Annotated in this window: 25 protein-coding genes and 2 pseudogenes; 10 read left to right on the top strand and 17 right to left on the bottom strand. The window is 57.2% G+C overall.

Features of this window, described 5'->3' with window-relative positions; translation table 11 throughout:
- Nucleotides 1-11 precede the first annotated feature (11 nt).
- Both THISIDRAFT_RS01755 and THISIDRAFT_RS01750 read right to left on the bottom strand, forming a co-directional pair.
- Nucleotides 12-329: a GGDEF domain-containing protein gene (locus THISIDRAFT_RS01755; protein WP_083824551.1), complete on the bottom strand. Its 318-nt coding sequence runs from the start codon at nt 327-329 to the stop codon at nt 12-14.
- Nucleotides 330-350: 21 nt separating this feature from the next.
- Entirely contained in the window at nt 351-2,276 is a 1,926-nt protein-coding gene (locus tag THISIDRAFT_RS01750) for a methyl-accepting chemotaxis protein (protein ID WP_006786256.1), read from the bottom strand.
- Nucleotides 2,277-2,588: 312 nt separating this feature from the next.
- On the opposite strand from THISIDRAFT_RS01750, the gene ccoG reads away from it, so the two are divergent.
- Both ccoG and THISIDRAFT_RS01740 read left to right on the top strand, forming a co-directional pair.
- Nucleotides 2,589-4,007 (top strand): cytochrome c oxidase accessory protein CcoG, encoded by a 1,419-nt coding sequence (gene ccoG / locus THISIDRAFT_RS01745; RefSeq protein WP_006786255.1) that lies wholly within the window; start codon nt 2,589-2,591, stop codon nt 4,005-4,007.
- A gap of 23 nt (nt 4,008-4,030) precedes the next feature.
- Nucleotides 4,031-4,801, top strand: a complete 771-nt coding sequence (locus tag THISIDRAFT_RS01740; protein WP_006786254.1) for a competence/damage-inducible protein A — start codon at nt 4,031-4,033, stop codon at nt 4,799-4,801.
- A 42-nt stretch (nt 4,802-4,843) separates the two neighbouring features.
- Here the strand turns inward: THISIDRAFT_RS01740 and THISIDRAFT_RS01735 are convergent, their stop codons facing one another.
- Both THISIDRAFT_RS01735 and THISIDRAFT_RS15440 read right to left on the bottom strand, forming a co-directional pair.
- The gene (locus tag THISIDRAFT_RS01735; RefSeq protein WP_006786253.1) at nt 4,844-5,704 is read right to left on the bottom strand and encodes a hypothetical protein; all 861 of its coding nucleotides are present in this window, start codon (nt 5,702-5,704) and stop codon (nt 4,844-4,846) included.
- A pseudogene (locus tag THISIDRAFT_RS15440) lies at nt 5,665-6,076 on the bottom strand (hypothetical protein); the annotation flags it as partial. The gene THISIDRAFT_RS01735 and the pseudogene THISIDRAFT_RS15440, both read right to left, overlap by 40 nt.
- A 320-nt stretch (nt 6,077-6,396) precedes the next feature.
- On the opposite strand from THISIDRAFT_RS15440, the gene THISIDRAFT_RS15020 reads away from it, so the two are divergent.
- The 3 genes from THISIDRAFT_RS15020 to THISIDRAFT_RS01725 all read left to right on the top strand — a co-directional run bounded on the left by THISIDRAFT_RS15020 (nt 6,397) and on the right by THISIDRAFT_RS01725 (nt 10,435).
- Nucleotides 6,397-6,525 (top strand): hypothetical protein, encoded by a 129-nt coding sequence (locus THISIDRAFT_RS15020; RefSeq protein WP_006786252.1) that lies wholly within the window; start codon nt 6,397-6,399, stop codon nt 6,523-6,525.
- 32 nt (nt 6,526-6,557) lie between these two features.
- Entirely contained in the window at nt 6,558-9,428 is a 2,871-nt protein-coding gene (uvrA, locus tag THISIDRAFT_RS01730) for an excinuclease ABC subunit UvrA (RefSeq protein WP_006786251.1), read from the top strand.
- A gap of 205 nt (nt 9,429-9,633) precedes the next feature.
- Nucleotides 9,634-10,435, top strand: a protein-coding gene (locus THISIDRAFT_RS01725; RefSeq protein ID WP_246585304.1) for an IS5 family transposase whose coding sequence is annotated in 2 segments (ribosomal slippage) — nt 9,634-9,663 and nt 9,665-10,435 — 801 coding nt in all. Because the reading frame shifts where the segments join, the coding sequence is not laid out codon by codon here.
- Between the two features lie 40 nt (nt 10,436-10,475).
- Here THISIDRAFT_RS01725 and THISIDRAFT_RS01720 read toward each other — a convergent pair.
- From THISIDRAFT_RS01720 to THISIDRAFT_RS01705, 4 genes are all read right to left on the bottom strand, one after another.
- Complete coding sequence (locus tag THISIDRAFT_RS01720) at nt 10,476-11,633, bottom strand: hypothetical protein (RefSeq protein WP_221913939.1); 1,158 nt, start codon at nt 11,631-11,633, stop codon at nt 10,476-10,478.
- Between the two features lie 21 nt (nt 11,634-11,654).
- Complete coding sequence (locus THISIDRAFT_RS01715; protein ID WP_006786247.1) at nt 11,655-12,290, bottom strand: hypothetical protein; 636 nt, start codon at nt 12,288-12,290, stop codon at nt 11,655-11,657.
- A 63-nt stretch (nt 12,291-12,353) separates the two neighbouring features.
- Entirely contained in the window at nt 12,354-13,004 is a 651-nt protein-coding gene (locus THISIDRAFT_RS01710; RefSeq protein WP_336245409.1) for a nucleotide-binding protein, read from the bottom strand.
- Between the two features lie 107 nt (nt 13,005-13,111).
- A complete protein-coding gene (locus THISIDRAFT_RS01705) occupies nt 13,112-13,837 on the bottom strand; it encodes an FKBP-type peptidyl-prolyl cis-trans isomerase (RefSeq protein ID WP_418896137.1) in 726 nt (241 codons plus the stop codon).
- A gap of 237 nt (nt 13,838-14,074) precedes the next feature.
- Here THISIDRAFT_RS01705 and mtnA point away from each other — a divergent pair, with 237 nt between their 5' ends.
- Genes mtnA through crcB form a run of 3 tightly spaced genes read left to right on the top strand, consistent with a single transcriptional unit; the run spans nt 14,075 to nt 16,003 of the window.
- A complete protein-coding gene (gene mtnA, locus THISIDRAFT_RS01700; RefSeq protein WP_006786243.1) occupies nt 14,075-15,151 on the top strand; it encodes an S-methyl-5-thioribose-1-phosphate isomerase in 1,077 nt (358 codons plus the stop codon).
- Between the two features lie 22 nt (nt 15,152-15,173).
- Nucleotides 15,174-15,590, top strand: a complete 417-nt coding sequence (locus THISIDRAFT_RS01695; protein WP_006786242.1) for a fluoride efflux transporter FluC — start codon at nt 15,174-15,176, stop codon at nt 15,588-15,590.
- Between the two features lie 5 nt (nt 15,591-15,595).
- Complete coding sequence (gene crcB / locus THISIDRAFT_RS01690; RefSeq protein WP_006786241.1) at nt 15,596-16,003, top strand: fluoride efflux transporter CrcB; 408 nt, start codon at nt 15,596-15,598, stop codon at nt 16,001-16,003.
- Between the two features lie 263 nt (nt 16,004-16,266).
- On the opposite strand, the pseudogene THISIDRAFT_RS01685 reads toward crcB, so the two are convergent.
- The 5 genes and pseudogenes from THISIDRAFT_RS01685 to THISIDRAFT_RS01665 form a co-directional block, all read right to left on the bottom strand.
- Nucleotides 16,267-16,521: pseudogene (locus THISIDRAFT_RS01685) on the bottom strand (restriction endonuclease subunit S); the annotation flags it as partial.
- Nucleotides 16,522-16,717: 196 nt separating this feature from the next.
- The gene (locus tag THISIDRAFT_RS01680) at nt 16,718-16,948 is read right to left on the bottom strand and encodes a hypothetical protein (RefSeq protein WP_006786239.1); all 231 of its coding nucleotides are present in this window, start codon (nt 16,946-16,948) and stop codon (nt 16,718-16,720) included.
- A 74-nt stretch (nt 16,949-17,022) separates the two neighbouring features.
- A complete protein-coding gene (locus THISIDRAFT_RS01675) occupies nt 17,023-17,865 on the bottom strand; it encodes a PA2778 family cysteine peptidase (RefSeq protein ID WP_221913938.1) in 843 nt (280 codons plus the stop codon).
- Nucleotides 17,866-17,958: 93 nt separating this feature from the next.
- A complete protein-coding gene (locus THISIDRAFT_RS01670; protein ID WP_006786237.1) occupies nt 17,959-18,351 on the bottom strand; it encodes a DUF6627 family protein in 393 nt (130 codons plus the stop codon).
- 116 nt (nt 18,352-18,467) lie between these two features.
- Entirely contained in the window at nt 18,468-19,739 is a 1,272-nt protein-coding gene (locus THISIDRAFT_RS01665; protein WP_006786236.1) for an O-acetylhomoserine aminocarboxypropyltransferase/cysteine synthase family protein, read from the bottom strand.
- 246 nt (nt 19,740-19,985) lie between these two features.
- Here THISIDRAFT_RS01665 and THISIDRAFT_RS01660 point away from each other — a divergent pair, with 246 nt between their 5' ends.
- Both THISIDRAFT_RS01660 and THISIDRAFT_RS15435 read left to right on the top strand, forming a co-directional pair.
- Nucleotides 19,986-20,879: a GGDEF domain-containing protein gene (locus THISIDRAFT_RS01660; RefSeq protein ID WP_006786235.1), complete on the top strand. Its 894-nt coding sequence runs from the start codon at nt 19,986-19,988 to the stop codon at nt 20,877-20,879.
- A 171-nt stretch (nt 20,880-21,050) separates the two neighbouring features.
- Nucleotides 21,051-22,316: an ATP-binding cassette domain-containing protein gene (locus THISIDRAFT_RS15435; protein ID WP_006786234.1), complete on the top strand. Its 1,266-nt coding sequence runs from the start codon at nt 21,051-21,053 to the stop codon at nt 22,314-22,316.
- Between the two features lie 231 nt (nt 22,317-22,547).
- Here THISIDRAFT_RS15435 and THISIDRAFT_RS01645 read toward each other — a convergent pair whose 3' ends face one another.
- The 4 genes from THISIDRAFT_RS01645 to THISIDRAFT_RS01630 form a co-directional block, all read right to left on the bottom strand.
- Complete coding sequence (locus THISIDRAFT_RS01645; RefSeq protein ID WP_256439208.1) at nt 22,548-23,156, bottom strand: DUF2887 domain-containing protein; 609 nt, start codon at nt 23,154-23,156, stop codon at nt 22,548-22,550.
- A gap of 90 nt (nt 23,157-23,246) precedes the next feature.
- Complete coding sequence (locus THISIDRAFT_RS01640) at nt 23,247-23,411, bottom strand: DUF2887 domain-containing protein (RefSeq protein ID WP_006788064.1); 165 nt, start codon at nt 23,409-23,411, stop codon at nt 23,247-23,249.
- A gap of 165 nt (nt 23,412-23,576) precedes the next feature.
- Entirely contained in the window at nt 23,577-24,236 is a 660-nt protein-coding gene (locus THISIDRAFT_RS01635) for a lysozyme inhibitor LprI family protein (protein WP_006788065.1), read from the bottom strand.
- A gap of 19 nt (nt 24,237-24,255) precedes the next feature.
- A complete protein-coding gene (locus THISIDRAFT_RS01630) occupies nt 24,256-24,597 on the bottom strand; it encodes a hypothetical protein (protein ID WP_006788066.1) in 342 nt (113 codons plus the stop codon).
- Between the last annotated feature and the right edge of the window lie 9 nt (nt 24,598-24,606).

Genomic DNA, 24,606 nt, shown 5'->3' with positions numbered 1-24,606 from the left:
CGTATCACCGCTCAATGCGCCCACACAAAACATCCACGCCCGGCCTGTTTGGCACGATACATCGCCTGATCGGCGTGGGTGGTCAGATCATCAAGTGTATGTTCGCCCTGACTTTGTGCAATCCCGATGGATACCCCCAAGCGGCAGGACTCACCTTGCAAGATCAACGGTTCCTGGAAAACGCTTAAACATTGCTCGGCAACACGCTCGGCGATGCTTTTCGCCTGATCGTCTGCCGGAATGTCGGACAGCAGGATCACAAATTCATCGCCACCGACGCGGGCCAAGGTGTCTTCACGCCGCACAATCTGGCGCAGACGCTGGGCAATTTCCTCAACGGTTTATACAAATCAGCTTTTTAGCAAGGCTTCCAGGGCCTCGGCGCGTTTGGAGAGGTTTGTGGCAATCGCCAGAATCTGTTGGGCAGACTGGGCATTTTTTTCTGCCAAATTATTGATGCGCAAGATATTTTGACTGACTTCATCGGCAACGTGATTTTGCTCATGGGCAGATTGGCTGATGGAGAGCCCTTGTTGATAGACATCGCTGACCGTCTGCTTGATAAAATCCAGCCCTTCGCTGGCCTGCTGGGCATGGGTTACGCAGCGCTGGGTTTCGTCTTGTCCTTTTTCAATCGCAACGGTCACCTCACCGACCGAGGTTTGTAACTGCGTAATGATGCGATAAATCTCATCGGTTGAGTTTTGGGTTTTGCTGGCCAGGCGGCGCACCTCATCGGCCACCACCGCGAAGCCGCGCCCATGCTCACCGGCCCGGGCGGCCTCAATCGCGGCGTTGAGCGCCAACAGATTGGTCTGCTCAGAAATTTCGGTAATGGTTTGCAAGACGGTGCCGATGCTTTGGCTGTCTTGATCCAGCCGCTTGATGCTTTCCAGCATACCGTGCATATTGGCCGCCAGGGATTCTATCGCCCGGCGGGTTTCGCCCACCACATCAATTCCCTTATCCGCTGATTCAAGCGCCTGCTCTGCAGAATGCTGCGTATGCTGGGCATGGCCGGACATCTCACCGGCCGAGGCCGCCATCTGCACACTCGCGGAGGCCACCTGCTCGCTTTCATTTTGCTGCTGAGTCACCAGATTCAGGCCAGTATGCGCATGGCTGAGCAATTGTTCTGCGGCGGCGGCCAAATCCAGTGATGTCTCGGTGATTTGCTGCAAAATATGCTGCAAATTATCCGCATAGTGATTAAATGCCTGGAATAAAACGGCTAACTCATCGCGCCCTTCTGCCTGCAAGCGCATGTCAGGGGCATGTTCCATCTGCTGAATGCGCACCACATTGTCCCTGATGGGCGTGACCATACGCTTTTGCACCATCCAGGCAATGAGAATGCCCATGCTGATCACCAATACCGCGATTAACCCCAGAAACATCCACGCAGACCGGGTTGCCGCCGCCACCTCGGCACGTACACCGTGTGCCGGTTTACCTATGACATGCATACCGATTTTTTCGCCGCGCTCATTGAGCAAGGGCACCATAACCCCAAACCATTGCGCCCCCAGATACACGCCGTCTTGTGTCAGTGTCGCCAGATCCAGACTGCGCGCAAAATTCAAGGCATGATCATTAAACCAGCCATCGTGGGCAACAATATATTCCCCGACGCGGCGATTACTGCTCACTCCCGGACTGTCCTGTAAGGCGTTTTGCGATAACAACAGGATATAGGCCGCACCATCCCGCTCAAAATCGCGGCTGATGCTGCCCACCCCTTGCAACAGCTCCAAACTGCCGCGATAACGCCCCTGCTCCATGATCGGCGCCAAGGCCCGAATCGCAAAGCCTGCGCGTCCCATCTCGTCACATTCCGCACACGGGCGCTGTTCACGCATGATGCGCTGGATACTCGGGCGAAAACGCAGATCATCACCATACTCATCCACCGCCCAGCTGCGCAACCAGGAAAAGCCATCGTGGCTATGTATCTGTACGCGCAAACCGCGATAATTCGTCGTTGTCGTATACGTCTCAAGAATCGCATTCAAGGCCCCAATAGCTGCGGGGCGGTCATTTTGCAAAAATGCCTCACGAATGCCGGGATGCTGCGCCAGCATCACACTGACGCCGATGCCAAACTCTTTTTTGCTTTTGATGCGTTCCTCAAGAATCGTGGCCAGATACTGGCTATTATCTTCAATCACGTCATGAACCAGCGAGGCGCGCAGCCATTGCACATACACAAATCCCAGCAGCAAACAGGCCATTCCGGTGAGCAAAACAACCCAAAGCAAACGACGTGTTAAAGACATCAGCACATACCTTATGATTTTATAAAAAATCAATTATATCCTTATTGTATAGCGTGGCGGCATCTTCTAAGTGCCGCTCTGGTGAGCGGCACGCCCGGTATGTGACTTCTCGGCCATCGTTTGGCGGCCTGATTGTTAACGTTCAAATTTGGAATTGCTGAGATTGCAAGGCGGTTTGATGCCGGAAACCCTCCCTCAATCTCAAGGCAAGGGCAGGTGTGGATGTGTGGCGGTGTTGGCGAGGCTGCTGCGAGGCGGTGGCTTTTAGGCTAAAATTGGCCTTTGCATACGCTTGCTACTCAGGACGTGACGATGCCCCACCCGCCAGACGCTTCCAAGTCAGACTCACCGGATAACCCTGAAACACCGTGGGTTGAGGCCTATGCCAAACATGCCAAGATCTACCCGCGCCAGGCGCATGGGCGGTTTACCCGCTTGCGCACGGCGAGTGTGCTGATCTTGCTTGGGCTTTATTATGTGCTGCCGTGGCTGTCTTACGATGGCCGTCAGGCCGTGTGGTTTGATCTGCCGGGGCGGCAGTTTCATCTTTTCAGTCTGACCTTCTGGCCGCAGGATTTCTTTTTATTGGCCTTGCTGCTGATTACGGCAGCCTTATCGCTGTTTTTCTTTACCGCCTTGGCCGGGCGGCTGTGGTGTGGTTATGCCTGTCCGCAATCGGTGTGGACCGAGATGTTTTTGTGGATTGAGCGCCGTTTTGAGGGCAGTCGTGCCGAGCAGCTTAAACTGGCTAAAGCCCCGTGGCGTGGACGCAAGCTCTGGGTCAAGGGTGGCAAGCACAGCGTCTGGCTGCTCTTTGCCCTGTTCACCGGCCTGACCTTTGTGGGCTATTTTTCCCCGATTGCAGAATTATTCCCGCGCTTTTTCACAGCGCAAACCTCCGGCTGGGAGACCTTCTGGATTGTGTTTTATAGCGTGGCGACCTGGGGCAATGCCGGTTTTATGCGTGAACAGGTGTGCGTGTATATGTGCCCCTATGCGCGCTTTCAAAGTGCCATGTTTGATAAAGATACCCTGATCATCTCCTATGATGAGACACGCGGTGAGCCTCGCGGGGCGCGGGGCAAAGGGGCGGATCACGCCGGCCTGGGCGATTGTGTGGATTGCGGCTTGTGTGTGCAGGTCTGTCCCACCGCAATTGATATTCGCGATGGCCTGCAATATCAATGTCTGGCCTGTGCGGCCTGTATTGACCAATGCAACGAGATCATGGACAAAATGGGGTATGCGCGTAACCTGATTGGCTATACCACAGAAAATGCCCGGCTGGGCAAGCCCACCCGCATTGCCCGCCCGCGTATTTTTTTGTATCTGCTGGTGCTGGGAATGTTGTTTGCCGGGCTGATTTATGGAATTGGCGCCCGCGATCCGGTGAGTCTGGATGTGATCCGAGATCGCAATGTCTTGTATCGTGAGCTGGTCGATGGACGCATCGAAAACAGTTATACCCTGAAACTAAGCAACCGCCGCAATCAACCGGCAGTCTATCAGCTGAGCATTGCAGGCGTGCCCGGTGCAACGCTGGTGGCTGACCACGCGGGCCTGCTGACCCTGCCGCCGGGCGGGGTGATGCAAACGCTGGTACGGGTGCAGGCCGATCCGGCACGGCTGGATAGCGCAACGGCGCTGCTGATATTTCAGGTGCAGTCTGTGGATGATCCGCACATCCTGCGCCAGCGGGAAAGCCGTTTTGTGATGGGAACACTGCGTTAAGCGACATAGACGAGGGGAAGTGTATGGATATCGGCGCCGTTATCATTGGCGATGAGCTTTTATCAGGCAAGCGTCAGGACAAACATCTGGGCTTTTTGATCGACACACTCACCCCGCGTGGGCTGGAGCTTCGCTGGGTGCGTATGGTGGGGGATCACCCACAGCATCTGCTGGAAACCTTTCGCCAGACCCTGGCCACTGAGGCCGTCGTCTTTTGCTTTGGCGGTATTGGCGCAACCCCGGATGATCTGACCCGCAGCACGCTGGCGCAAGCAGCAGGACTTCCATTGCAGCGACATCCCGAAGCACAGGCACTGCTGGAGGCGCGCTTTGGTGAGGCCGCCTATCCGCACCGCATCCGCATGGCACACTTGCCGGTCGGAGCGACACTGATTCCTAATCCGGTGAATCAGGTGCCTGGCTTTAGCCTGCAGCAACATCACTGTGTCCCCGGCTTTCCCAATATGGCATGGCCGATGGTGGAGTGGGTGCTGGATACACATTATATGCATCTGTACACATCGCCTGATACCGAGATGCTGTTTACCGTTCAGGGTGCGGCGGAAAGCGATCTGATTCCCCTGATGGAGGCGCTGACAGCACATTTTCCGCAGCTTCGCCTGTCGTCACTGCCGTCTGGCGAGCGGGGCCGCTTTCTGGAGATTGGCCTCAAAGGCCCGGAGCCGACCCTGCTACCCGCCTGTGAACAGCTGCGCGCCGGGTTACAGGCTCAATCCCTGAGCTTTAGCGAGCAGCCACGTATCCCCACCGCCCGATCCACCCCTGAGACGTGATATGGCGGCGGCTTTCCAACATGGCCAGTGCCAGGTGCCGATTCACGCCATGTCACGCCGCTGTCCGCCGGCCAGCACCACCTGGTCGCGCCTACCGTTCTTACCTTCGTACAGCGCGGCATCGGCGCGTGCGAGCAGGTCCTTGATCCCCTCGTGCCCGAGGTGCTCGGCCACCCCGAACGTCGCAGTCACCGGCAGCCCGTGCGGCCTCGCGGCGGCCAGCGCGAGTGGTGCCCGCCGTTGGGCATCCTCACTCTCGGTTACGAGCCGTTCGTTGCCGGCGATGCGGTTGGCGACCCCGGTCAGCGGGTCGGTCCGAGACCGCTCGGCGAACACCTCCGCGAGCTTAATGACCTGCAAGAGCTGCGATTGCAGCGCCGCCGCCCCCGCGACGATCGCGAGCAGGATGGCGAGCAAGAGATGAAGCCGAAGGAAATACACGACGACCGTGGTGGTCAGCTGATCAGCGGCCGCATCCCGCAGAATGGCGAAGAGTACCAGACCGGCGGAGGTCAGCAGCAGCCCGATACCCACACGCAGTGCGATCTGCCGGTCGAACAGCAGGAAGCAGACCAGGAGCGTCACGGCGAAGGCCCAGTAGTGCCCGCCGACGATTGGGAGCAGCCGGTCAGCGAGCGGATCGGGGCGCCAGACCAGCAGCTCAACGAGCCGCAGCATCACCCCGCCGCCCGTGACCATTATGATCGCGATCTTGGTCCAGAACTCCGACAGCCGGTGGGTGGCGAACAGCACCACCACGTACACCCCGATCAGGATCGGGTAAACGACCACCACGAAGGCGTCGTTTGCTGCGCGGGTAACCAGCGCGAGGACGAGCACCAGCACGCTGCCCACCAGCAGCGTCAGGTACGCCCGCCGCTTGCTGCGGGCGAGCTGCGCCATTGCCTCATCGCATGCTCCATGGAAACCCCGCGTATAGGAAACATAACAAGTCCCGTAAGATTATAGGGGTTTTTAACAAACAACCCAGGCTTCATTGGATGCCATTGTTTCAGAGATTGGATCGGGGCAACATTGCCATGCGCCCGTTGCGGGATATGCTGATGATACAGCCTGACATAACGCCGAATAGTTTCTGATAAGTGTTCGCCCGACTGAAATCGCGTGGTTTGAAGCACCTCGGCAATGCGGCCATTAATGATTACCGGTTAGTGAACGTTGTCCGGTGGGGCAGAAGCAGTCGGCGAATTCCTTGCCGTTATCCGTCAGTAGTTTAGTAATGCGAAATGGAGCGGCGTTGATTAAACGCTTCAAAAGCGCTTGGTTGCGCCCGCACCTCCTAGTCAGTCCAGGGCCGGTTGCAGCAACAGGTCCTAATGCAGCTCAGCCCACACTACCGCGACATTTTTAGCAGGGAGTTTGTACACAAAGCCTCTGGATTTATGCGGTTGCAGGCGGGTGTCGGTACCAATCGCCGTGGCCTAGGGCGGTGGTGCTGGCTTGCCTTCGTCATCCATCAGCGTCAGCATGAGCATGGCCTTTGGCCTGTTTTATCGAGGTTTGCTCATATTTTGCCTGTTCTATTGTAAGCTTCACCATGAGCATACCATTCACCGTGTAACCGGTTTAACGCCATGTCAGCACGGATTATTGATGAGCGTCATCCCATCAAGGTGCTCAGCCCGCTCAAACGCGAGCGGCTGGGCCAAGAGGGATCTATCCTGCTGGCCGACCCGGCGCAGGAATTTCGCAGCACCGTTTGATAAAATCATCGACCTTTTGATTGAGCCCCTGCATGCACAGTATCTTGATTCGCGGTGCCCGCACCCATAATCTGCAAAACCTTGACCTTGAATTACCGCGTGATCAGCTGATTGTGATTACCGGGGTATCGGGTTCGGGCAAGTCCTCGCTGGCCTTTGATACCCTTTTTGCCGAAGGACAGCGCCGTTATGTAGAGTCCCTGTCGGCCTATGCCCGCCAGTTTTTGGCGATGATGGACAAGCCCGATGTGGATCATATCGAGGGCCTTTCCCCGGCGATTTCCATCGAGCAAAAGACCACCTCGCATAATCCGCGCTCGACGGTGGGCACCATCACCGAGATTTATGACTATCTGCGCTTACTGTTTGCGCGTGCCGGTCAGCCGCGCTGCCCGGAACATGATCTGTCACTGGAGGCGCAAACCATCAGCCAGATGGTGGATCAGATCTTAAGTCTGCCGGAGGATACCCCGCTGTTACTGCTGGCCCCGCTGGTGCAGGGCCGCAAAGGCGAGCACAGCCCGCTGTTGGCGCAGCTGCGGGCTCAGGGGTATCTGCGGGTGCGGGTCAATGGTACGGTACATGCGCTGGATGAGCTGGCCGCCCTGCCTGCCCGGCGCAAGCATGACATCGAGGTGGTGGTGGATCGTTTCAAGGTGCGCAGCTCGGTGGCGGTGCGCCTGGCTGAATCACTGGAAACCGCTTTGGGTCTGAGCGAGGGCATTGCCTGGGTGCTGCCGATGGATGAACCGCTGGCCAAACCGCTGATTTTTTCCGCCAATTATGCCTGCCCGGTGTGCGGCTATGCCCTCAATGAACTCGAACCGCGCCTGTTTTCTTTTAATAATCCCGCCGGGGCCTGCAGCGCCTGTGATGGCCTGGGGGTGGAGCAGTTTTTTGATCCCCGGCGGGTGGTCAGTCGCCCGCAGTTGAGTCTGGCTGAAGGCGCCATTCGCGGCTGGGATCAGCGCAACAACTACTATTTTCAGATGCTGTCCTCCCTGGCCCGCCATTATGGCTTTGATCTGCAAACCCCCTTTGCGGACTTGCCAGAGCCTGTGCGTGAAGTGGTTCTCAATGGCAGCGGCGAGACGGTGATTGATTTTTCCTACACCAACGAGCGCGGCGATCAGGTCACCCGGCGCCACCCCTTTGAAGGGATTTTGCCCAATTTTCAGCGACGCTATCGGGAGACCGACTCCACCAGTGTGCGCGAGGAACTGGCCAAATATCTGGCCACCCATCCCTGCCCGCACTGTGAAGGCACGCGGCTCAACCGTGGGGCGCGGCATGTTTTTGTTGGGGATTACACCCTGCCGCAGATCACCGCCTTAGCCATTCGCGAGGCGCGGGAGGTGTTTGCAACCCTGAGTTTACCCGGGGCACGCGGACAGGTGGCGGAGCGCATCGTCAAAGAAATCAGTGCCCGCCTGGATTTTCTCATCAACGTGGGGCTGGATTACCTGAGCCTGGCGCGCAGTGCCGAAACCCTCTCCGGCGGCGAGGCGCAGCGCATTCGACTCGCCTCACAAATCGGCGCCGGGCTGGTGGGCGTGATGTATATCCTGGATGAACCCTCCATCGGGCTGCATCAACGCGATAATGAGCGCCTGCTCAACACCCTGAGCGATCTGCGCGATCTGGGCAATACCGTGATGGTGGTGGAACACGATGAAGAAGCCATTCGCCGTGCCGATTATGTGCTCGACATCGGCCCTGGTGCCGGACGCCATGGCGGGCGCGTGGTGGCCCAAGGCAGCCCGCAGGCCATCATGCAACACCCCGACTCCCTCACCGGCCAGTATCTCAGCGGACGGCGGGCCATTGCCGTTCCCACCCGCCGTTACCCCCCCGACCCGGCGCGTCAGCTATGCCTGTCAGGGGCCAGCGGCAACAACCTCAAAGCCGTGGATCTGGTTTTGCCGTTGGGGCTGTTTGTCTGCGTCACTGGGGTCTCAGGCTCGGGCAAATCTACCCTGGTCAACGACACCCTCTATCGCATCGTCGCCTTGCACATCAACAAAAGCGGTGAGATGCCGGCGGCCTATCATGAAATCAGCGGACTTGAGCAACTCGACAAAGTGGTCGAGATTGATCAAAGCCCGATTGGACGCACCCCGCGCTCTAATCCGGCCACCTATACCGGCGTGTTCACCCCGATCCGTGAATTATTCGCCGCCACCCCCGAAGCGCGCTCACGCGGCTATGCGCCGGGACGCTTTTCTTTCAATGTACGCGGCGGCCGCTGTGAGGCCTGTCAGGGTGATGGCGTGATCCGGGTAGAAATGCACTTTTTGCCCGATGTCTACGTCCCCTGCGATATCTGCAAAGGCAAACGCTACAACCGCGAAACCCTGGAGATTCGCTACAAGGGCAAAAGCATCCACGATGTGCTGTCCATGACGGTGGAAGATGCCCGCGAGTTTTTCCAGGCCATCCCCATCGTCCGGCGCAAACTCGACACCCTCATGGAGGTCGGGCTGGCCTACATCCAGCTGGGACAAAATGCCACCACCCTCTCCGGCGGTGAGGCCCAGCGGGTCAAACTGGCGCGGGAACTCTCCAAACGCGACACCGGCCGCACCCTGTACATCCTCGACGAACCCACCACCGGCCTGCATTTTCATGATGTTGAGCAATTGCTCAACGTCCTGCACCGCCTGCGCGATCATGGCAACACCCTGGTCGTCATCGAGCATAATCTGGATGTCATCAAAACCGCCGACTGGATCATTGACCTAGGCCCGGAAGGCGGCGCCGGCGGCGGTGAAATCATCGCCCAAGGCACCCCCGAACAACTGACCCGCAACCGCCGCTCCCACACCGGCCGCTTCCTCAAGCCACTGCTGAAAAAACCACGCCGAAGGACGGGCGATTACGCAGCACCTATCGCGCATAGCTGAAACGATGTCTGCAAAACCATCCGCCATGTCTGCGTTTTAAAACCCAGGCTTGACCAGCATCCGTGATCAATGGATAAAAGCGCAGTGTGAAAACACCACTCAGTCATCATTTTCCAAAGGATTCACGGTTCAAAAGCCTCAGAGGCTGTTTGGAAATTAATCGCGTAATGGCTTAACCTACGATTTTTTCTAGGAAGTGGCCCACATGCCCCAGAAATGCAGCAAGAAGATTCGCAAAAAAACGCTACCCGAGTCACCTCAGCGACGGCGCCTGGAAGGCGATCAAGCCGCTGTTGCCGAGCGCCCCGGTCGGGCGCCCTCGTAAGCTCAGCATGCGCCAAGTCATCAATGCGATCTTCTATGTCCTGCAGACGGGCTGCCAGTGGCGTCAGCTGCCGCGCGACTTTCCTGCCTGGTCGGCAGTGTACTATGACTTCAATCGCTGGCGGCGCGATGGAACCTGGCAGCGTCTTCATGACAGGCTACGCGCTCGGCTACGGCAACGCCACGGGCGTCACAAGCATCCAAGCGCCGGGTGTCTGGACAGCCAAAGCGTCAAGACCACGGCGATCCCTGGTGAGCGCGGCTATGACGCCGGCAAGAAGATCAAGGGCCGCAAACGCCATCTTCTGGTCGATACCCTGGGGCTGGTGCTGGCCGTCGTTGTCACCGCCGCCAGCGTGCAAGACCGTGATGGGGCGCGCCAACTCCTGCGCCATCTCCCCGGTCATTGCAAAAAGCTGCGCAAAATCTGGGTTGACGGCGGCTACAGTGGACGCCTGGTTGACTGGGTTGCCCAGCGCTTTCGTTTCGTCTTGACGGGGGTCTTGCGTCCCAAGGAGCGCCGAGGGTTTGTTTTGTTGCCGCGACGCTGGGTTGTTGAGCGGACCTTTGGCTGGCTGAACCACTCACGCCGTCTGAGCAAGGACTACGAGCGCTTGATGTCGAGCAGCGAAGCCTGGATTTATCTCGCAATGAGTCGACTGATGGCTAACCGCTTGGTTTGAGGCGGTAGTTTCCAAACAGCTTCTTAGGGCGGGTAGGATGTCAAGAATCAAGGACTTTAAAGACACTCCCCGCAGGGTGAGTCATCATCAGACGAACCGGAATACGGCGATTGCTATGACGATGGTATAAATGACCGTAAGCCGGTTGGGCACCGGCCTCATAGCGGAGATGCTGCTGCGTTGGCAGCAAAATCACCCCATCGTCTTGCTGTAGCGGCTGCTCCGGATAGACCAATGCCACAGGATGGGGCAATAAATGCCAGCGTAAGCGCAGGGCCAGATAATCCTCAGAATGGCTGCCGACAATAAACACGCGCTTTAGCGTCTCGGGGATGCCTTCCGCTTTGAGTGTTTGCGCCAGCTCGCGCAGCGGCACATCTGCCGGGGAGTGCGCCTTGTGCTCCCAGGATACTCCGGCAGAACGCGGTGCGCTGTGTGTATGTTGGCCGAATAAATCCCATTGCCAGCGCAGATCCAGAAGCACCCAGATGATCACACCGAAGACAAGCCAAGCGGTTATTAGGCGTTGGTGCTTTTGCTTGCCGCGCAATAATGGATAAATCAGCACGCCTAACAGCAGCCAGAGCGCCCCGGCAAGGACCGGAGGCAAAAGGACGGCTTGCGGGTAATAACCGCCGTGAATGCGGTTAATCGTGTAGTTTTGTATTCCCTCAAAACGCCGCCAGTCATCCAGGATGGCCCGATACAGCGCCCATAATGTCATCGGCTGGGCATCCAAACGCAGCCCATGCACGGAGATCTGCGCCCCAGGCGGCCCCTGGATAGCTAAAGCCAGACCCGTGATCCGCTCCGTTGTTTCCAGCAGGGGATGCAGTGCTTGCCGATACTCGTTTAAGTCATGCTGCCGCAGCGGATAGGCGTGAGGGGAGGCGTGATGTTCGCTATCAATCAGCAAAAACAGCTGCACCGGCACATGCGTATCGGTGCGCTGCACATGAAAAGAGGCATAGCGATGGGCAGGCAGCGGGTATGGCAGCGGCAAGGCATGGACCCACTGACCCTGGGCATCCAGCGGACCGAGCACGATCTCGCGGGTGGCATCAGAGGCTATCGGCCACTGTAAGCTCAAGCGTTGCAGATAGCGTTGGTCGGCAAAATAATACGCGCCTGTTCCAGCCAGCAGTAAGGCCGCAGCAATGAGCAGGCTGAGTATCACACGCATCAGCAATGTGCGCATGTTGGTTACGGCCATGCCTGGTTACGGCATGGGGCCGCCCCAGGGAAAGCCCTGCGTGAACGGGGGCATCGGTCCCGGCGAACCGGGGAAGGGCCCCTGATTCACACCGCCGCCCCAGGGCATCATGGTATTCATCATGTTGAAGGGTTTGGAGACATTTTGATTCAGGCTCCACAGGTCTTGATGGATAGCGGCGGTCACTCTGGACATTTGACGGGTATCGCTTTGCATGGAATGCGTTGATTGCGCCATGCTGCCGGTATCGTTTTTCATCGCTTCCATGCTTTGATTCATTGCGTGCATCGAGCGGTTCATGTGCATCATCAGCTCACTCATTTGCACCATATTATTGGCAATCAAGGGAATATCCCGTTCAATGGCAACCGTCATGGCGGTGACTTCTACGGCCAGGCGGTTGACATCGCGGGTCAGACTGGCGATCAGAAAAAAGCCATAGGCCGAGAGGATGAAAAAGGCCACCAAGGAGGGATACACCAGCAGGGCCAGGCGCTTGGAGCGCTGCTCTTCCTGCTTGATTTCATGCGCCAAGGTGCGTTCCCGGCCTTCCAGAAACTGCCATTTTTTGTACAGTTCATCCACCTTGCCCAGCCGTTCTTCGCGACTGAGGTGCGGCTTTTTGCCATCATCTGATTTCATCTGCTAGTCTCTGTACATGCGCGCAAGACGCCTGGATGCGCTCAGGCAAAGGATAAGGGGCGCTCAGCCCTGACGCATTGCCGGGGGCAGGCCGGGCGTTGCCGGAAATACCCGGTGCGCCAGCTGTGCAAATTCAACCGCCGCCTTGCAACCAGGCTCCATTTCAAATACGGCCATACCCTCGCTCAGGGAGCGGCGAAAATCGGTACGCTGTGACAGGCGCGTGTCCAGTCGCTCAATCCCCGGCAGCAAATCCAAGGCAGCTTCAGCCTCAGCCGTTTCCGAAATGGCCGGATTGGTGTCTGCCCGGTTGATAAAGGCCATCAGTCGGGGTTGTCGGCCAATGGATTCGTCAATCTCCCGAATGATACGCACAAAGCGCTGGGTTGACCAAATGTCTGCCTGACTCGGGGCGACCGGGATCAAGACCTGATCGGCACAGCCCAAAGCCAGGCACATCGCATCAATATCCGCCGTTCCGACATCCACGAGCACTTCACTGTTGCCGGCCAGGGTGTGTAACAAACTGCGATTTTGTTGCACATGCAGCAGGGGTTGCAAAGCTTCTTCGGCACGAATCTCGGCGACATCTGTCAAGGTGGCCTGTGGATCAAGATCCAGCGCGATCACATGCACACCCTGATGCGCCAGCCAAATGGCCAGGTTAAAGGTAATGGTGCTTTTTCCCGTACCTCCTTTGAGATTGCCTACCACCGTAATCAAGTTTGCTAGCCCCTAAGTACATCATTATTTAAGAATATCATTATAGTATTATATTTAAATCCATGCGCGTATAAATATCCCGGCGCACAGTGATTCACTTAACACTGCGCCCCATGCGCAAAGGAGGGGCAATTCTTGCGCACGGCTTGCCCTTGGCTGATCCAGTCGGTAATGCCCTCTTCCAGGTTATGCACCTTGCTATATCCCGCCTGTTCGGCCAGAGCGCGGGATAATACGCCGGTACGATTGCCAACCCGGCAGACAATGACAAAAGGCTCATCGGGTTTTACCAGCGCCTGAATATCCTGCGGAAAACTGGGCACCAGATGACCGCGCTCATCAAAGGCGGTGAGCAAGTGACTGCCGGGAATGACGCCGGTGGCCTGCCATTCATCGGCGCGGCGAATATCAATCACTTTGATATCACCCGCCTGCAAACGTGCTGACAATGCCTCACGGTCCAGATTGCTGAACGGCGGCGGGGTAATGGATAGCAGCTCCACCTCAAAACGCAGGGTTGCATTGGGCGGAATCACTCCGCCAGCGCCCCGAGAGCCATAACCCAATTCAGGCGGAATGATCAATTCACGTTGACCCCCGGCTTGCATTCCCAAAAGCCCACGCTCCCAGCCGGGAATCACTTGCCCTTGCCCCAGTACCAGACTGAAAGGGCTGTTACGATCCCGGCTGGAATCAAACTTTGTACCATCTTCCAGCCAGCCCGTATAATGCACCGTCACGGTATCATGGCGCTTGGCGGGCGGCCCCTCACCGGGGTGTAATTCACGGATCTGTACCTCGGCGACAGCCAGTGCAGGCAACATCATGCATACCACAAAAAAAGAACGTATCCCTCTGGGCATATCTTCATACCTCCTGAAAAATGAATGATAAAGCGTTGCATTCTAATACCACCCTCCGTATCCGTCGAGGCACGATCCGCCAATTCCCGCCAGACGGGCGCGGAGCGCTCCCGGCACAGCGCCAGGACCCCCGTCTTTTAGAACCCGATTTTAATAACCCGGCCTTGCCAAGGTCGCTTTTGGAGATCATCAAAAACCATGAACCCGCTTGATGCCAAACAGCCCAGCTATGATTCCGTGCGCGCCGTGCAATGGCTTGATGCCAAACTGCGCCTGCTGGACCAGCGCGTATTGCCTCACACGGTCAGCTATTTAGACATCGACAGCGCCAGCGACACAGCTGCGGCGATTCGCGATATGGTGGTACGCGGTGCTCCGGCCATCGGCATCACCGCCGCCTATGGTGTAGTGCTGGCGGTGCGTCAAGCTCTGACACACGACCCGCAAAACTGGCAAACCCGCCTGCAGGCCGACATCGAGACCCTGGCCGCCTCACGCCCGACCGCCGTCAACCTGTTCTGGGCACTCAAACACATGCAAAGCTGCATCGCCCAACTGCCCGCCGGCACCGATCCGGTGAACGCTTTACTGGCCGAGGCGCAGCGCCTGCATCAGGAAGACATCGCCGCCAATCAACGCATGGGAGAACTGGGCGCGGCCTTTTTGCAGCAGGGCGGTAAAGACTGCGCCCTGACGCATTGCAACAGCGGCGCGCTGGCGACCGGTGGGTATGGCACGGGCCTGGGCGTGATTCGCAGCGCCTATGCCAAAGGCTATATCCGCCATGTGTTTGCTGATGAAACCCGTCCCTGGCTGCAAGGCTCGCGTTTGACGGCCTGGGAATTGGTGGAAGAAGGCATCCCGGTCAGTGTCATCTGTGAGGGTGCCGCCGCCAGCCTGATGCGTGAGGGACGTATCGGCTGGGTGGTTGTCGGTGCAGATCGCATTGCCGCCAACGGTGACACCGCCAACAAAGTCGGCACCTACGGCCTGGCAATCATGGCGCGGCATCATGGCCTGCGCTTTATGGTGGTTGCTCCCACCGCCACCATCGACATGCAGGCCGCCGATGGCCGAGCGATTCCCATTGAACAGCGGGACGCCTCAGAGGTCTTGGGTCTGGGAGGCAAAACCATTGCCGCCAACGGTGCGCAGGCGTGGAACCCCTCTTTTGATGTCACCCCGGCAGAACTGATTGATGTCATTGTCACCGAGCGCGGCGTGGTGGAAAAACCCACAACCGCAGCCATGGCGCAATTGATGGCCGGGCAGTAGTCTGACGGCGACAAATCCAGCGATGTTGCACACCCTGGGCTTGTGGCTATTCATCGGTCTGGGCGGTTTTATAGGCGGACTGGCGCGTTTCTGGCTTACTGGCTGGATGGCGCGCCGCCTGGGCCAAAACTTTCCGTGGGGCACCCTGAGCGTCAATGTCAGTGGTGCCCTGCTGATCGGGATGCTCAGCAGCCTGCTCGTAGCCGATACCAGCATCGGCATCAGCACACCGGATCAAAGCGATATGCGGGTGCTGGGGCTGATGATCGGTCTGGTCGGCAGCTACACCACCGTATCCTCATTCAGCCTGCAAACACTGGTCCTGATACGTCAAGGAAAAGGATGGCTGGCGGGCATCAACGTCCTGGCCTCCGTTGGCCTGACGCTGGGCGCGGTGTGGTTGGGGTATTGGCTGACGCAGTTACTGTTCATCGGCTAACCGCGATGTCAACTCAATTTCGCGTATCTCTGGCAGTGGGTCTGGGCAGCGCACTGGGGGCGATGAGTCGCTACGCAGTAAGCCTGCTCATCCTCGCCCTGCCGGGTCAACATCCATTCCCCTGGGCCAGCCTGCTGGTCAATACCTTAGGTTCCCTGCTGATCGGGCTATATGCAACCCTGAGCGCCCCCGACGGCCCCCTGAAAACCTCCCACGCCCAACGCCAATTTGTCATCACCGGCTTTTGCGGCGGCTTTACCAGCTTTTCCATCTTTAGCCTGGAAACCCTGCACCTGATCCAACAGGGAATGGTATGGCTTGCCGGCCTCAATATCATCGCCTCATTGATACTCTGGCTGCTCGCCGTCTGGCTCGGCTGGTACCTTGCAATACGTCTTTTTTATAGAAGTTAAGCAGTTAGCGTCTAGCGGATTGATTTTGCCAGATTCGATTTTGTATTTTTTCGCGTCTTCGCGGCTTCGCGTGAGATCAGCCCTTCAGCGGCGGGTGCGCCGCCGTTTTCAGTGTTGAGTCTTTAATGGGTCACGCGAAGCCGCGAAGGGCGCGAAGGATGAAACATGATTTTTTATATGTTTCGCGTCTTTAACTGCGTAACTTCTGTTTTTTATACGCGCTGAAAAAGCCGAGGCTAGAGCGTCCAGCGCGGTCTGTGCCGTTATGTATCCGCCTCCGGGCTGGGAAAGAGTTGTTGCATCAGCCCTTTTTTGTGCAATTTAAGGGCGTCGAGTTTATCCGTATGCGCGGCGATCAGGGCGTCGAGGGAGGAGAGGCAGGCGGCGATTTTTTGTTGCTCGGGTATTGACGGCAGCAAAATCGGCACGTTCCTGAATACAGCCTTGGAAATGTTGTAGCGTGTCGCACCCTGTGCGCCGCGCGACAGATGATCTCGAACTAGCTTGGAACGCAAAAGGTAACCTAAAAAATTAAATTAGGCGATTTATAAGCATAAATCTAAACAAGGTGCAAAAAGAATTCAGGTAGCAGTTTCTTATGTCTTCGAGCAGAACGCTCGACATTACAGCTTCTTCTGGTGTTTCTGATTAGACAGTAAAGAACACATTACCTTTCGCAACAGCATTCTGTGATTACCCTTATAATACATTAACTTATCGGAGATCTTTTACATCTGTAAAGGTGTTTGAAAAAACATTTATATAAGGTATGAATTTGGCATCCCCTGTATCAAAGTATTGTGCAGTCTTTCCGGTAAGCGTGGATAAAAAATTACCTTCAGTTCCAAGTCGCTTCTCCTCCCACTCCCCCGCCTCCCGAAACTCGGGAAAGCGCAACCTCGGCACTAATCCACTCGTCTTTTTTTTCATCGTGTTGTCACTCATACGCTGTCAATCCTGAATTTTCGTGCCCACTTTTCCAATCATCGTGCTCCAGCTTATGCGCATCTCCGCTGTGTTCAGCGGCGGTTTTGGATGGCCTTCCAGGTGGCCTGAATAGCGGGATGGGTGGGGTCAAGCTGGCGGGCGTGAGCGGCGGCGTGTTGCGCTTCCTCAAGACGATCCAGAGCCAGCAAAACCTGGGCGTGGTTGTTCCATAGCCGTGCATCTTCGGGCTGTTGCATCCGGGCGGTTTGCAAAACTGCATCGGCGTGTTGCAACTGCCCCTGTTGATACAGCAGGTTACTTAGGGCCAGTGCGCTGCTGGCGGAATCGGGCCAGCGCGTGAGCGCGCTGTGGTAGGCGCTTAATGCCGCCGGGGTCTGGCCGATTTGTTCCAGATCATAAGCACTTTGCAGCCAGCGGCGCTCTGTGGCGGTGGCGGGCAATACGCTTGGCGGAACGATAACCAATGCCCAAAAATCTGCCCGCGCCCAGGTGCGCTCAAAGGTGGCCCAGGGCGTATGCCGCTGCGGCTGTTGTCCGGAGCGCAGAATCAGCTGGCGTGTGGATGCATCCACGCCAACCACCACGGCATAATGCCAAAATGGCCACCAGCCATAGCCCAGATTTTGCATCACAATAACCGGATGACCCGCCGCCACTTCTTCAAACACATCACCCAGACGGGGGGCCAGCGGATAGGCCACCAGCCCCTGACGACGTACCGCCGCTGTCAGCTCAACCGCCAGGCTACCCTGTTTTCCCGGCAGATAAACCTGCGGCTGCAAATCTTCCGGCGTGAGCATGACCCCCCGATATTGCAAGACACTGGCCAAGGCTGCCGGGCCGCAGGCGTATGCTGTCTGGGGAAAAAACGGCACCGCATCCAGAGTCATCGACGCCGGAGGTTCCCCATGCACGGCCAGCGCGCGGCTTTGTGGGGCATGCGCACAGGCCGACACAGACAGCAAACACAGCAGTAAAGCGATGCCTCGCCAGTAACGCCGCAAGGATTATTGCACCGCACGGATGAAGGGGAAGATATCCGTAGCGCCGATGACATCGGTGATCACGAACACCACAAAAATCACCACCACCGCGCCCACCACAGCCCCGGCGCCTGCACCGGCAGGCAATTCATCCAGCCGCTGTGCCAGCAGTGTAATTTCAGCATCGGTCAGACCCTCCAGGCGGTGTGTAATATCTTCAGGATTGACGCCCAAGGCTAGCCACTGCGCCTGCACCTCTTCACGCTGCATCCAGTGGGCAAGCTCAGCGCGCTGCTGGCTCAGTGGTTCGGGTGAGGTTGCCAGCACTTCAGGGGTGCCGATCATATACGCCTGCGCGGGTACAGCCGCCAGGAAAAAACACAGTACCGCCAAAATTCCGGTCAGGTAAGGTTTCATTTTAAATTCTCCGCATCATAAGTAAGAAAGCCGCTCACCAGAGCGGCATAAAAACGTGACGGCATCTTCCAGATGCCGCTGCAAAAAGCGCCGCCTGCCTGCCGCCACGGTGTTGATCAAGCTGCTGCCAGCGCCTGCTCCAGATCGGCGAGAATATCGTCAATGTGTTCCAGGCCGATGGAGAGGCGCACCATGTCTTTGGAGACCCCGGCATTGGCCAGTTCCGCATCCGAGAGCTGGCGGTGGGTGGTGGTGGCCGGATGACAAGCCAGGGTGCGAGTATCACCGATATTGACCAGTCGCACGACCAGCTTGAGCGCGTCAATGAAACGGGCACCACCTTCCAGCCCACCCTGGATACCGAAATTAAGGATGCTGGCTGCTTTGCCCTGCATGTATTTTTGCACCTTGGCATGATCAGGATGGTTCGGCAGTCCGGCATAATTGACCCAGCTGACCTTGGGGTGGCCCTGCAAAAACTCGGCAACGGCCTGGGCATTGGTGCAATGACGATCCATGCGCACCGCCAGGGTTTCCAGACCCTGAATCAGCAAGAAGCTGTTAAACGGGGAAATCGCTGCCCCCATATTGCGCAACGGCACCACCCGCGCCCGTCCGATGTAGGCGGCTGCGCCAAAGGCCTCGGTATAGACCACCCCATGATAGGAGCGATCCGGCTCATTGAAACGCGGGAAGCGCTCGCGGTGCTGATCCCAGGGGAAGGCCCCGGAATCCACAATTGCACCGCCGATGGTACTGCCCTGTCCGCCGATGTACTTGGTCAGGGCATGGACGACAATATCGGCACCAAATTCAAAAGGACGGCACAGATACGGCGTGGGCACGGTGTTATCCACAATCAACGGGACGCCGTGACGATGCGCCAGCGCCGCCAGCGCCTCAAGATCGGCGACATTACCCGCCGGGTTGCCGATGGATTCGCAAAAAACCGCACGGGTATTGGCGTCGATCATCCGCTCCATATCGGCCAGATCACCGGGCTTGGCAAAACGGACTTCAATCCCGTAGCGCGGCAGGGTATGCGCAAAGAGGTTGTAGGTGCCACCATAGAGGGTACTGACGGTGACGATATTATGGCCAGCCTCCGCCAGGGTCATGATCGCATAGGTCACTGCGGCCATGCCCGAGGCCAGCGCCAAGGCCCCCACGCCCCCTTCCAGCGCCGCCAGCCGTTTTTCCAGGGCATCGCTGGTGGGATTCATGATGCGCGTGTAAATATTGCCCGCCACCTTCAAATCAAACAGATCAGCACCATGCTGGGTGTTGTCAAAGGCATAAGAGGTGGTTTGATAAATCGGCACCGCCACCGCCTTGGTGGTCGGGTCGGGGGTATAACCGGCATGAATCGCCAGGGTTTCAAATTTCATGGAAAAACCTCATGGGTCGGGGCTAAGGGATTGATGGAAAAGGCGTTACTGACCGCAAAAAGGCTGCATACCCAGCGCTGCTTAGGCGATGTAGCCACATAATGCACACAGGTGTGCATTGTATGCTTTTTTTAGTCTATGCTTAATGTAGCAGGGACGTGATGGACACCATCTGGAGCTGGCCGGGTATTAGCAATTCTCTCGATGCAATACTAACGCATCAACGTAGCGGAGGGGCGACGGGTTATGAACACGTTATCGCAATTCAACTCATCTTGGGCGGATGTCCTGAATCGACTGCAAACCCCGATCTGGATTTTTGATCTGGGACAACGCTGTATCTATTGGGGCAATACCGCCGCCGTGGATTTTTGGGGCGTGAGCGATGAACTCACCTTGCAGGAACACGACATGCTCAGTGGCATGTCGCAGGCCATGCGCCAACGTCTGGAGCATTATCAGCCGATCCTGGCCCAGGGCGATGCCATCACCGACACTTGGCTGTTTTATCCCAATGGCCAGCCCCGCAACATGCTGTGTGCCTGTTCAGGGGTGTACATCGGCGAGTCCTTAGGGGTCTTGATGGAGGCCTATCCTGCCCCAGCGTTTGCGCTACAGGATATCTCCCATCCCCAAAGCCCGCGTGACCCGCTCACCGATCTCCCGCAACAGCCGCTGCTGGATGAATTCCTCGAACACAGCATTGCCCAGGCGCAACGGCGCGGCACATTGGTATCGGTATTATTTCTGGAGGTCGATGATTTCAGCGATGCCCTGGCGCATATTCCGAGGCTGGAACCACAGGCCATGCGCGACTTGGTATTATGTGACCTGGCCAAGCGCCTGTGTCAGCGGGTGCGCAAAGGCGATCTGGTGTCGCGCTGCAGCTCGGGAGAATTTGCGCTGGTGATCACGGATTTGCGCCGCATGGCGGATCTGGATATTCTCGTAGAAAAGATTCTGGAGTCGGTCAGCGAGCCATTTATCCTCGAGGGCACGGTGATTCAGCTCTCGCTGAGCATGGGCAGCAGCCTGTATCCACGCGATGGCGGTGAGCGCGACATTCTGCTCTCCCGCGCCTATGCCGCCATGTATCGCGCCAAGGCCGTGGGTGCCGGGGCATATCGGCCCTATTTTTAAGGGCATACCTGCCCGGCACACCGTGCTTTTATTGCCAACCATCATGCCGCTTTGCTGAGCGGTTTTTCCTAAAGGGGCCAGGTTATTAGCAGTCATCCCTTACCCACGCCGTGTGAACAGGCCACGCGCATCATCCTGCAAGAGCATGTCAATCTTTGGCGGATTACCGCCTTGCTTGGGCATCTGCAACATGATATGGAGACCCATGCCAGCCTGCCTGATGAACTCCTGCTCAACACGATTTTTGACTATTTTGAGCATTTCTCCGAGCGGGTGCAGAGCAAACCGCGTGAGATCCTGCTCTATCAGCGTCTGCGCCAACGCCTGACGCAGCCACTGCCGGAACTCGACGAGCTGGAACACGATTACCTCAGCGCCCACGAGTCCTTGCAGCGGCTGCGCGTGTTGCTGCGACATTGCATGGAATACTGGCCGCAAGGCTGCGACGGCTTTGCCAATGCGCTCAAGGCTTTCATTGAGGTTTTGCGCCAGCACATCCATCAGGAAGAACACACCATCATCCCCGCCGCCCGCACGGCGCTCACGCCAGAGGACTGGGATCAGATTCTGCACGCCAAGGATCAATACAACGACCCCCTCTTCGGCGAGCGGGTGCGCGATGAATTTCGCGAATTGCGCCACCGCATCATCCAGATCACCCCGGAACACCTCGGCGGCTTTGGGATGATTCACAGTGAACGCATGAGCGCCCCACATGCCAGCGCGGAAATGTTGCAGGTGCGCGGACTAACCAGCTCCTATGGGCGCATTCAGGTATTGCATGAAATCGACCTGAACATCCGCGCCGGCGAAATCGTCTCGCTGGTGGGGGCCAATGGCGCCGGGAAAAGCACCCTGTTAATGACGCTATCGGGCTTGCAACCGGTGGATCACGGTGAACTGCGCTTTGAAGGCGAAGACCTGCGGCGGATGCCCTCACACACGCGGGTCGCCAAAGGCATTGTCCAGGTGCCGGAAGGCCGCCAAGTGTTTCGCGATATGTCGGTGTATGACAACCTGTGTCTGGGCGCCTATGCCCACGCCAAAAAACGCAGCGAAATCAACTACGAAATCGAGCGCGTCTATGCCAAATTCCCGATTCTAAGACAAAAACACCGCGAACTGGCGGGGATGCTCTCCGGCGGGCAACAGCAAATGCTCGCGATTGGCCGCGCCCTCATGGCCAAACCCCGCCTGCTCTTGCTTGATGAGCCCAGCATGGGGCTGGCCCCATTGATCGTCGAAGAAATCTTTCACATCATCCGCGAACTGAAAAACGAAGGCATCACCATCTTTTTAGTCGAACAAAACGCCTCACAAGCCTTGGCACTGGCCGATCGCGGCTATGTACTGGAAGTCGGGCGCATCGTGCTGGAAGGCAGCGGCCGCAGCCTGCTCAACAACGAACAAGTCCGCAGCGCTTATCTCGGCCTATAGCCAAAGGCAACCGCATTCCAGCCAGCAGCACATAAAAACCCTCCCTCTGCCAAGGAGGAGTCCCGCCGCAGGCGGGGAGGGGTTGGTTTTGTTAAATAACCACCCCGCCCCTCACGGGGCACCCCTCCTTAAAAAGGAGGGGAGTTTTTTGTGGTGGCACCTTCCAGGTGCCGCTTTTTTTGCCCCGGTGCCGAGCGGGTGCTCCGCGCTCCCGGGTGGCGCTCCCTGCCATTACCCCAACAACGCCTCAAGACTTTCCGCCGTTAAAATACGCTGTATCCATATATCCAGCTCCTCTACCGTGGCGCTGTTTATTTGCGTTTTTATAGCCTCCGCCGGTGCCCCATATTTCTGCGTGATCAACGTCAGCAATGCCTCCGCTTTGGCTTTTTGCACGCCTTGTTTCACGCCTTTCTGTATTCCTTGCTCCACGCCTTTCTGCAAGCCCTGCTGCATTCCCTGTTTCACGCCTTTCTTCATCCCCTTCTCCATCCCCCGCGCCAGCCATTCCCGCCGCGCTTTCTCACCTTCAATCCTGGCCACGTCCTTGTAAAACTGCGTATCCTCCAAACGTACTTCATTGAGTTCATAAAGATTGAGCATGGCGTGTATCTCCTCAAGGCTGAGATGCGGTAAGCGATAGGCTAATACAGTTTCAATAAGGTTTAGGGTGTCTGCGCTTAGGTTTTCCGACGTTTGGGGCAGCTGTTGTGCAACAGTGATGGTTTCTTGGACATCCCGGGCGCTGATGAGTTTGAGCAGTTGCCAGACCAAGCCGCTGTGTGGGTCAATGTCTTGATAGTCGCTCAGATACAGCCGCCGCACCTGTGGCATTTGCAGAAAGGGGGCAAAGTCTTCCCCGGGCAGGCATTCAACGCCCTGGGAGCGCGGAGCACCAGCTCCGCATCAAGGCCGTAGGCCTCGCGGGGTTTAAAAGATATGCGTAGCTGGTGCTACGCGCTCCCAGGAACTGGTCTGCTTGACCTCGACCGAGGTAAAGCGATACCCCGCCCCTGAATCTGACAGCCCCAACAGCTGCAAGGCAAAGGCGGGGTTTTGCAGAAACAGCTGATAAAACAGAGAATCCGTGCGCATGGGGAGATTTTATCCCTTGGGAGCGCACAGCACCAGCTGCGCATAAAACGTGGCGGCATCATCTTGATGCCGCATAAACACCAGCGACACCTGCAAGATGCCGCCACGGAGCGGACGCGCTCGCCTTGGGCACTACCCGCTGATCGAACTACTCCCGGCGCATGGTTAGTCGTTGAAATAAAACTCGAGATAATACTCAAGTTTGGCGGCGCGTTCTTTGGTTAAGTTCATGACGCAGTTGCTGGTCATGGCTTGTGCCAAGGTACCGTGATCTATTTCTAGAAGAAAATAGCAGTGGGTGTCACGGTAGCGCTGCCAGAGTTCTTGCACTTCTTGCAGGCTTGCGGTCTGTGCTTGATCCAGATGCTTGCGCAATTGCTGATAGGCGCGCTGCATACGCCATTCCTGAAAATCGGTTTCTTCGTAATCACAGGCGCGCATGACGTGATCTACGCCTTCAGTTTGCTGCATACAGCGTTCATAGCGCAGGCTAAGGCTCTCTTTATTGCGTTCCAGATGCGGATACATCAGCGTGCGCAAGGTGTCGATGCGCTGTTGGTAGGCTCGCTCCAGGCAGGTCTCGTTTTGACAGGGGTTGCGGGTACTGAGCAACCATTGGCGTTGCTGCTCGCGCAGCGCGGATTTGTCGGGGATGCTTTGCAGGGCCGCTTGATACACGGCCGCCAGCTCAACATCCAGTGCCGACAGGGATGGATTCTGGCAGATGGCTTTTTCCACCAGCGTTTGCGCCTTGCCACAGTCAAAACTGGCGGCAAAGGGGGTGCTGCAGCACCCGAGTAACAGGATACCGACGATCCATTGCATGGGCGATGTCCTGTGCGGTTCAGACCTGAAACTGTTTGCCAATGAGATGCACCTCGCTGATCAGCTCCCTTAAGGCTGCGCAGCCGTAACCGTCTGGATCGGCAATGTCATTTTCCAGCAAGGCGGTGCGTCGTTCTTCAAGGCGCGTGACCAGTTCTTTTAAAAATTCCTCAACCGTTTCCGCCTCTACGCTGGTCAGAATGCTGAACGCAATCTCCTCGGCAAGCTTTGTCGCCTCCCACGGGCTGCCGGAGGATTCAGGACGATAATAGCTGGATTGGTAAGTGTTTTTTGCACCGCTGCTGATGGCCTGAAATGCCTCACCCAGCTGGTGGCGGAGATTTTCGATAGGGTCACTCATGGGATGTGC

This window comes from Thiorhodospira sibirica ATCC 700588 (assembly GCF_000227725.2).
GTDB lineage: Bacteria > Pseudomonadota > Gammaproteobacteria > Ectothiorhodospirales > Ectothiorhodospiraceae > Thiorhodospira > Thiorhodospira sibirica.
Note: the sequence above shows the minus strand (reverse complement) of the source record. Positions and strands in the feature narration are given on the sequence as shown.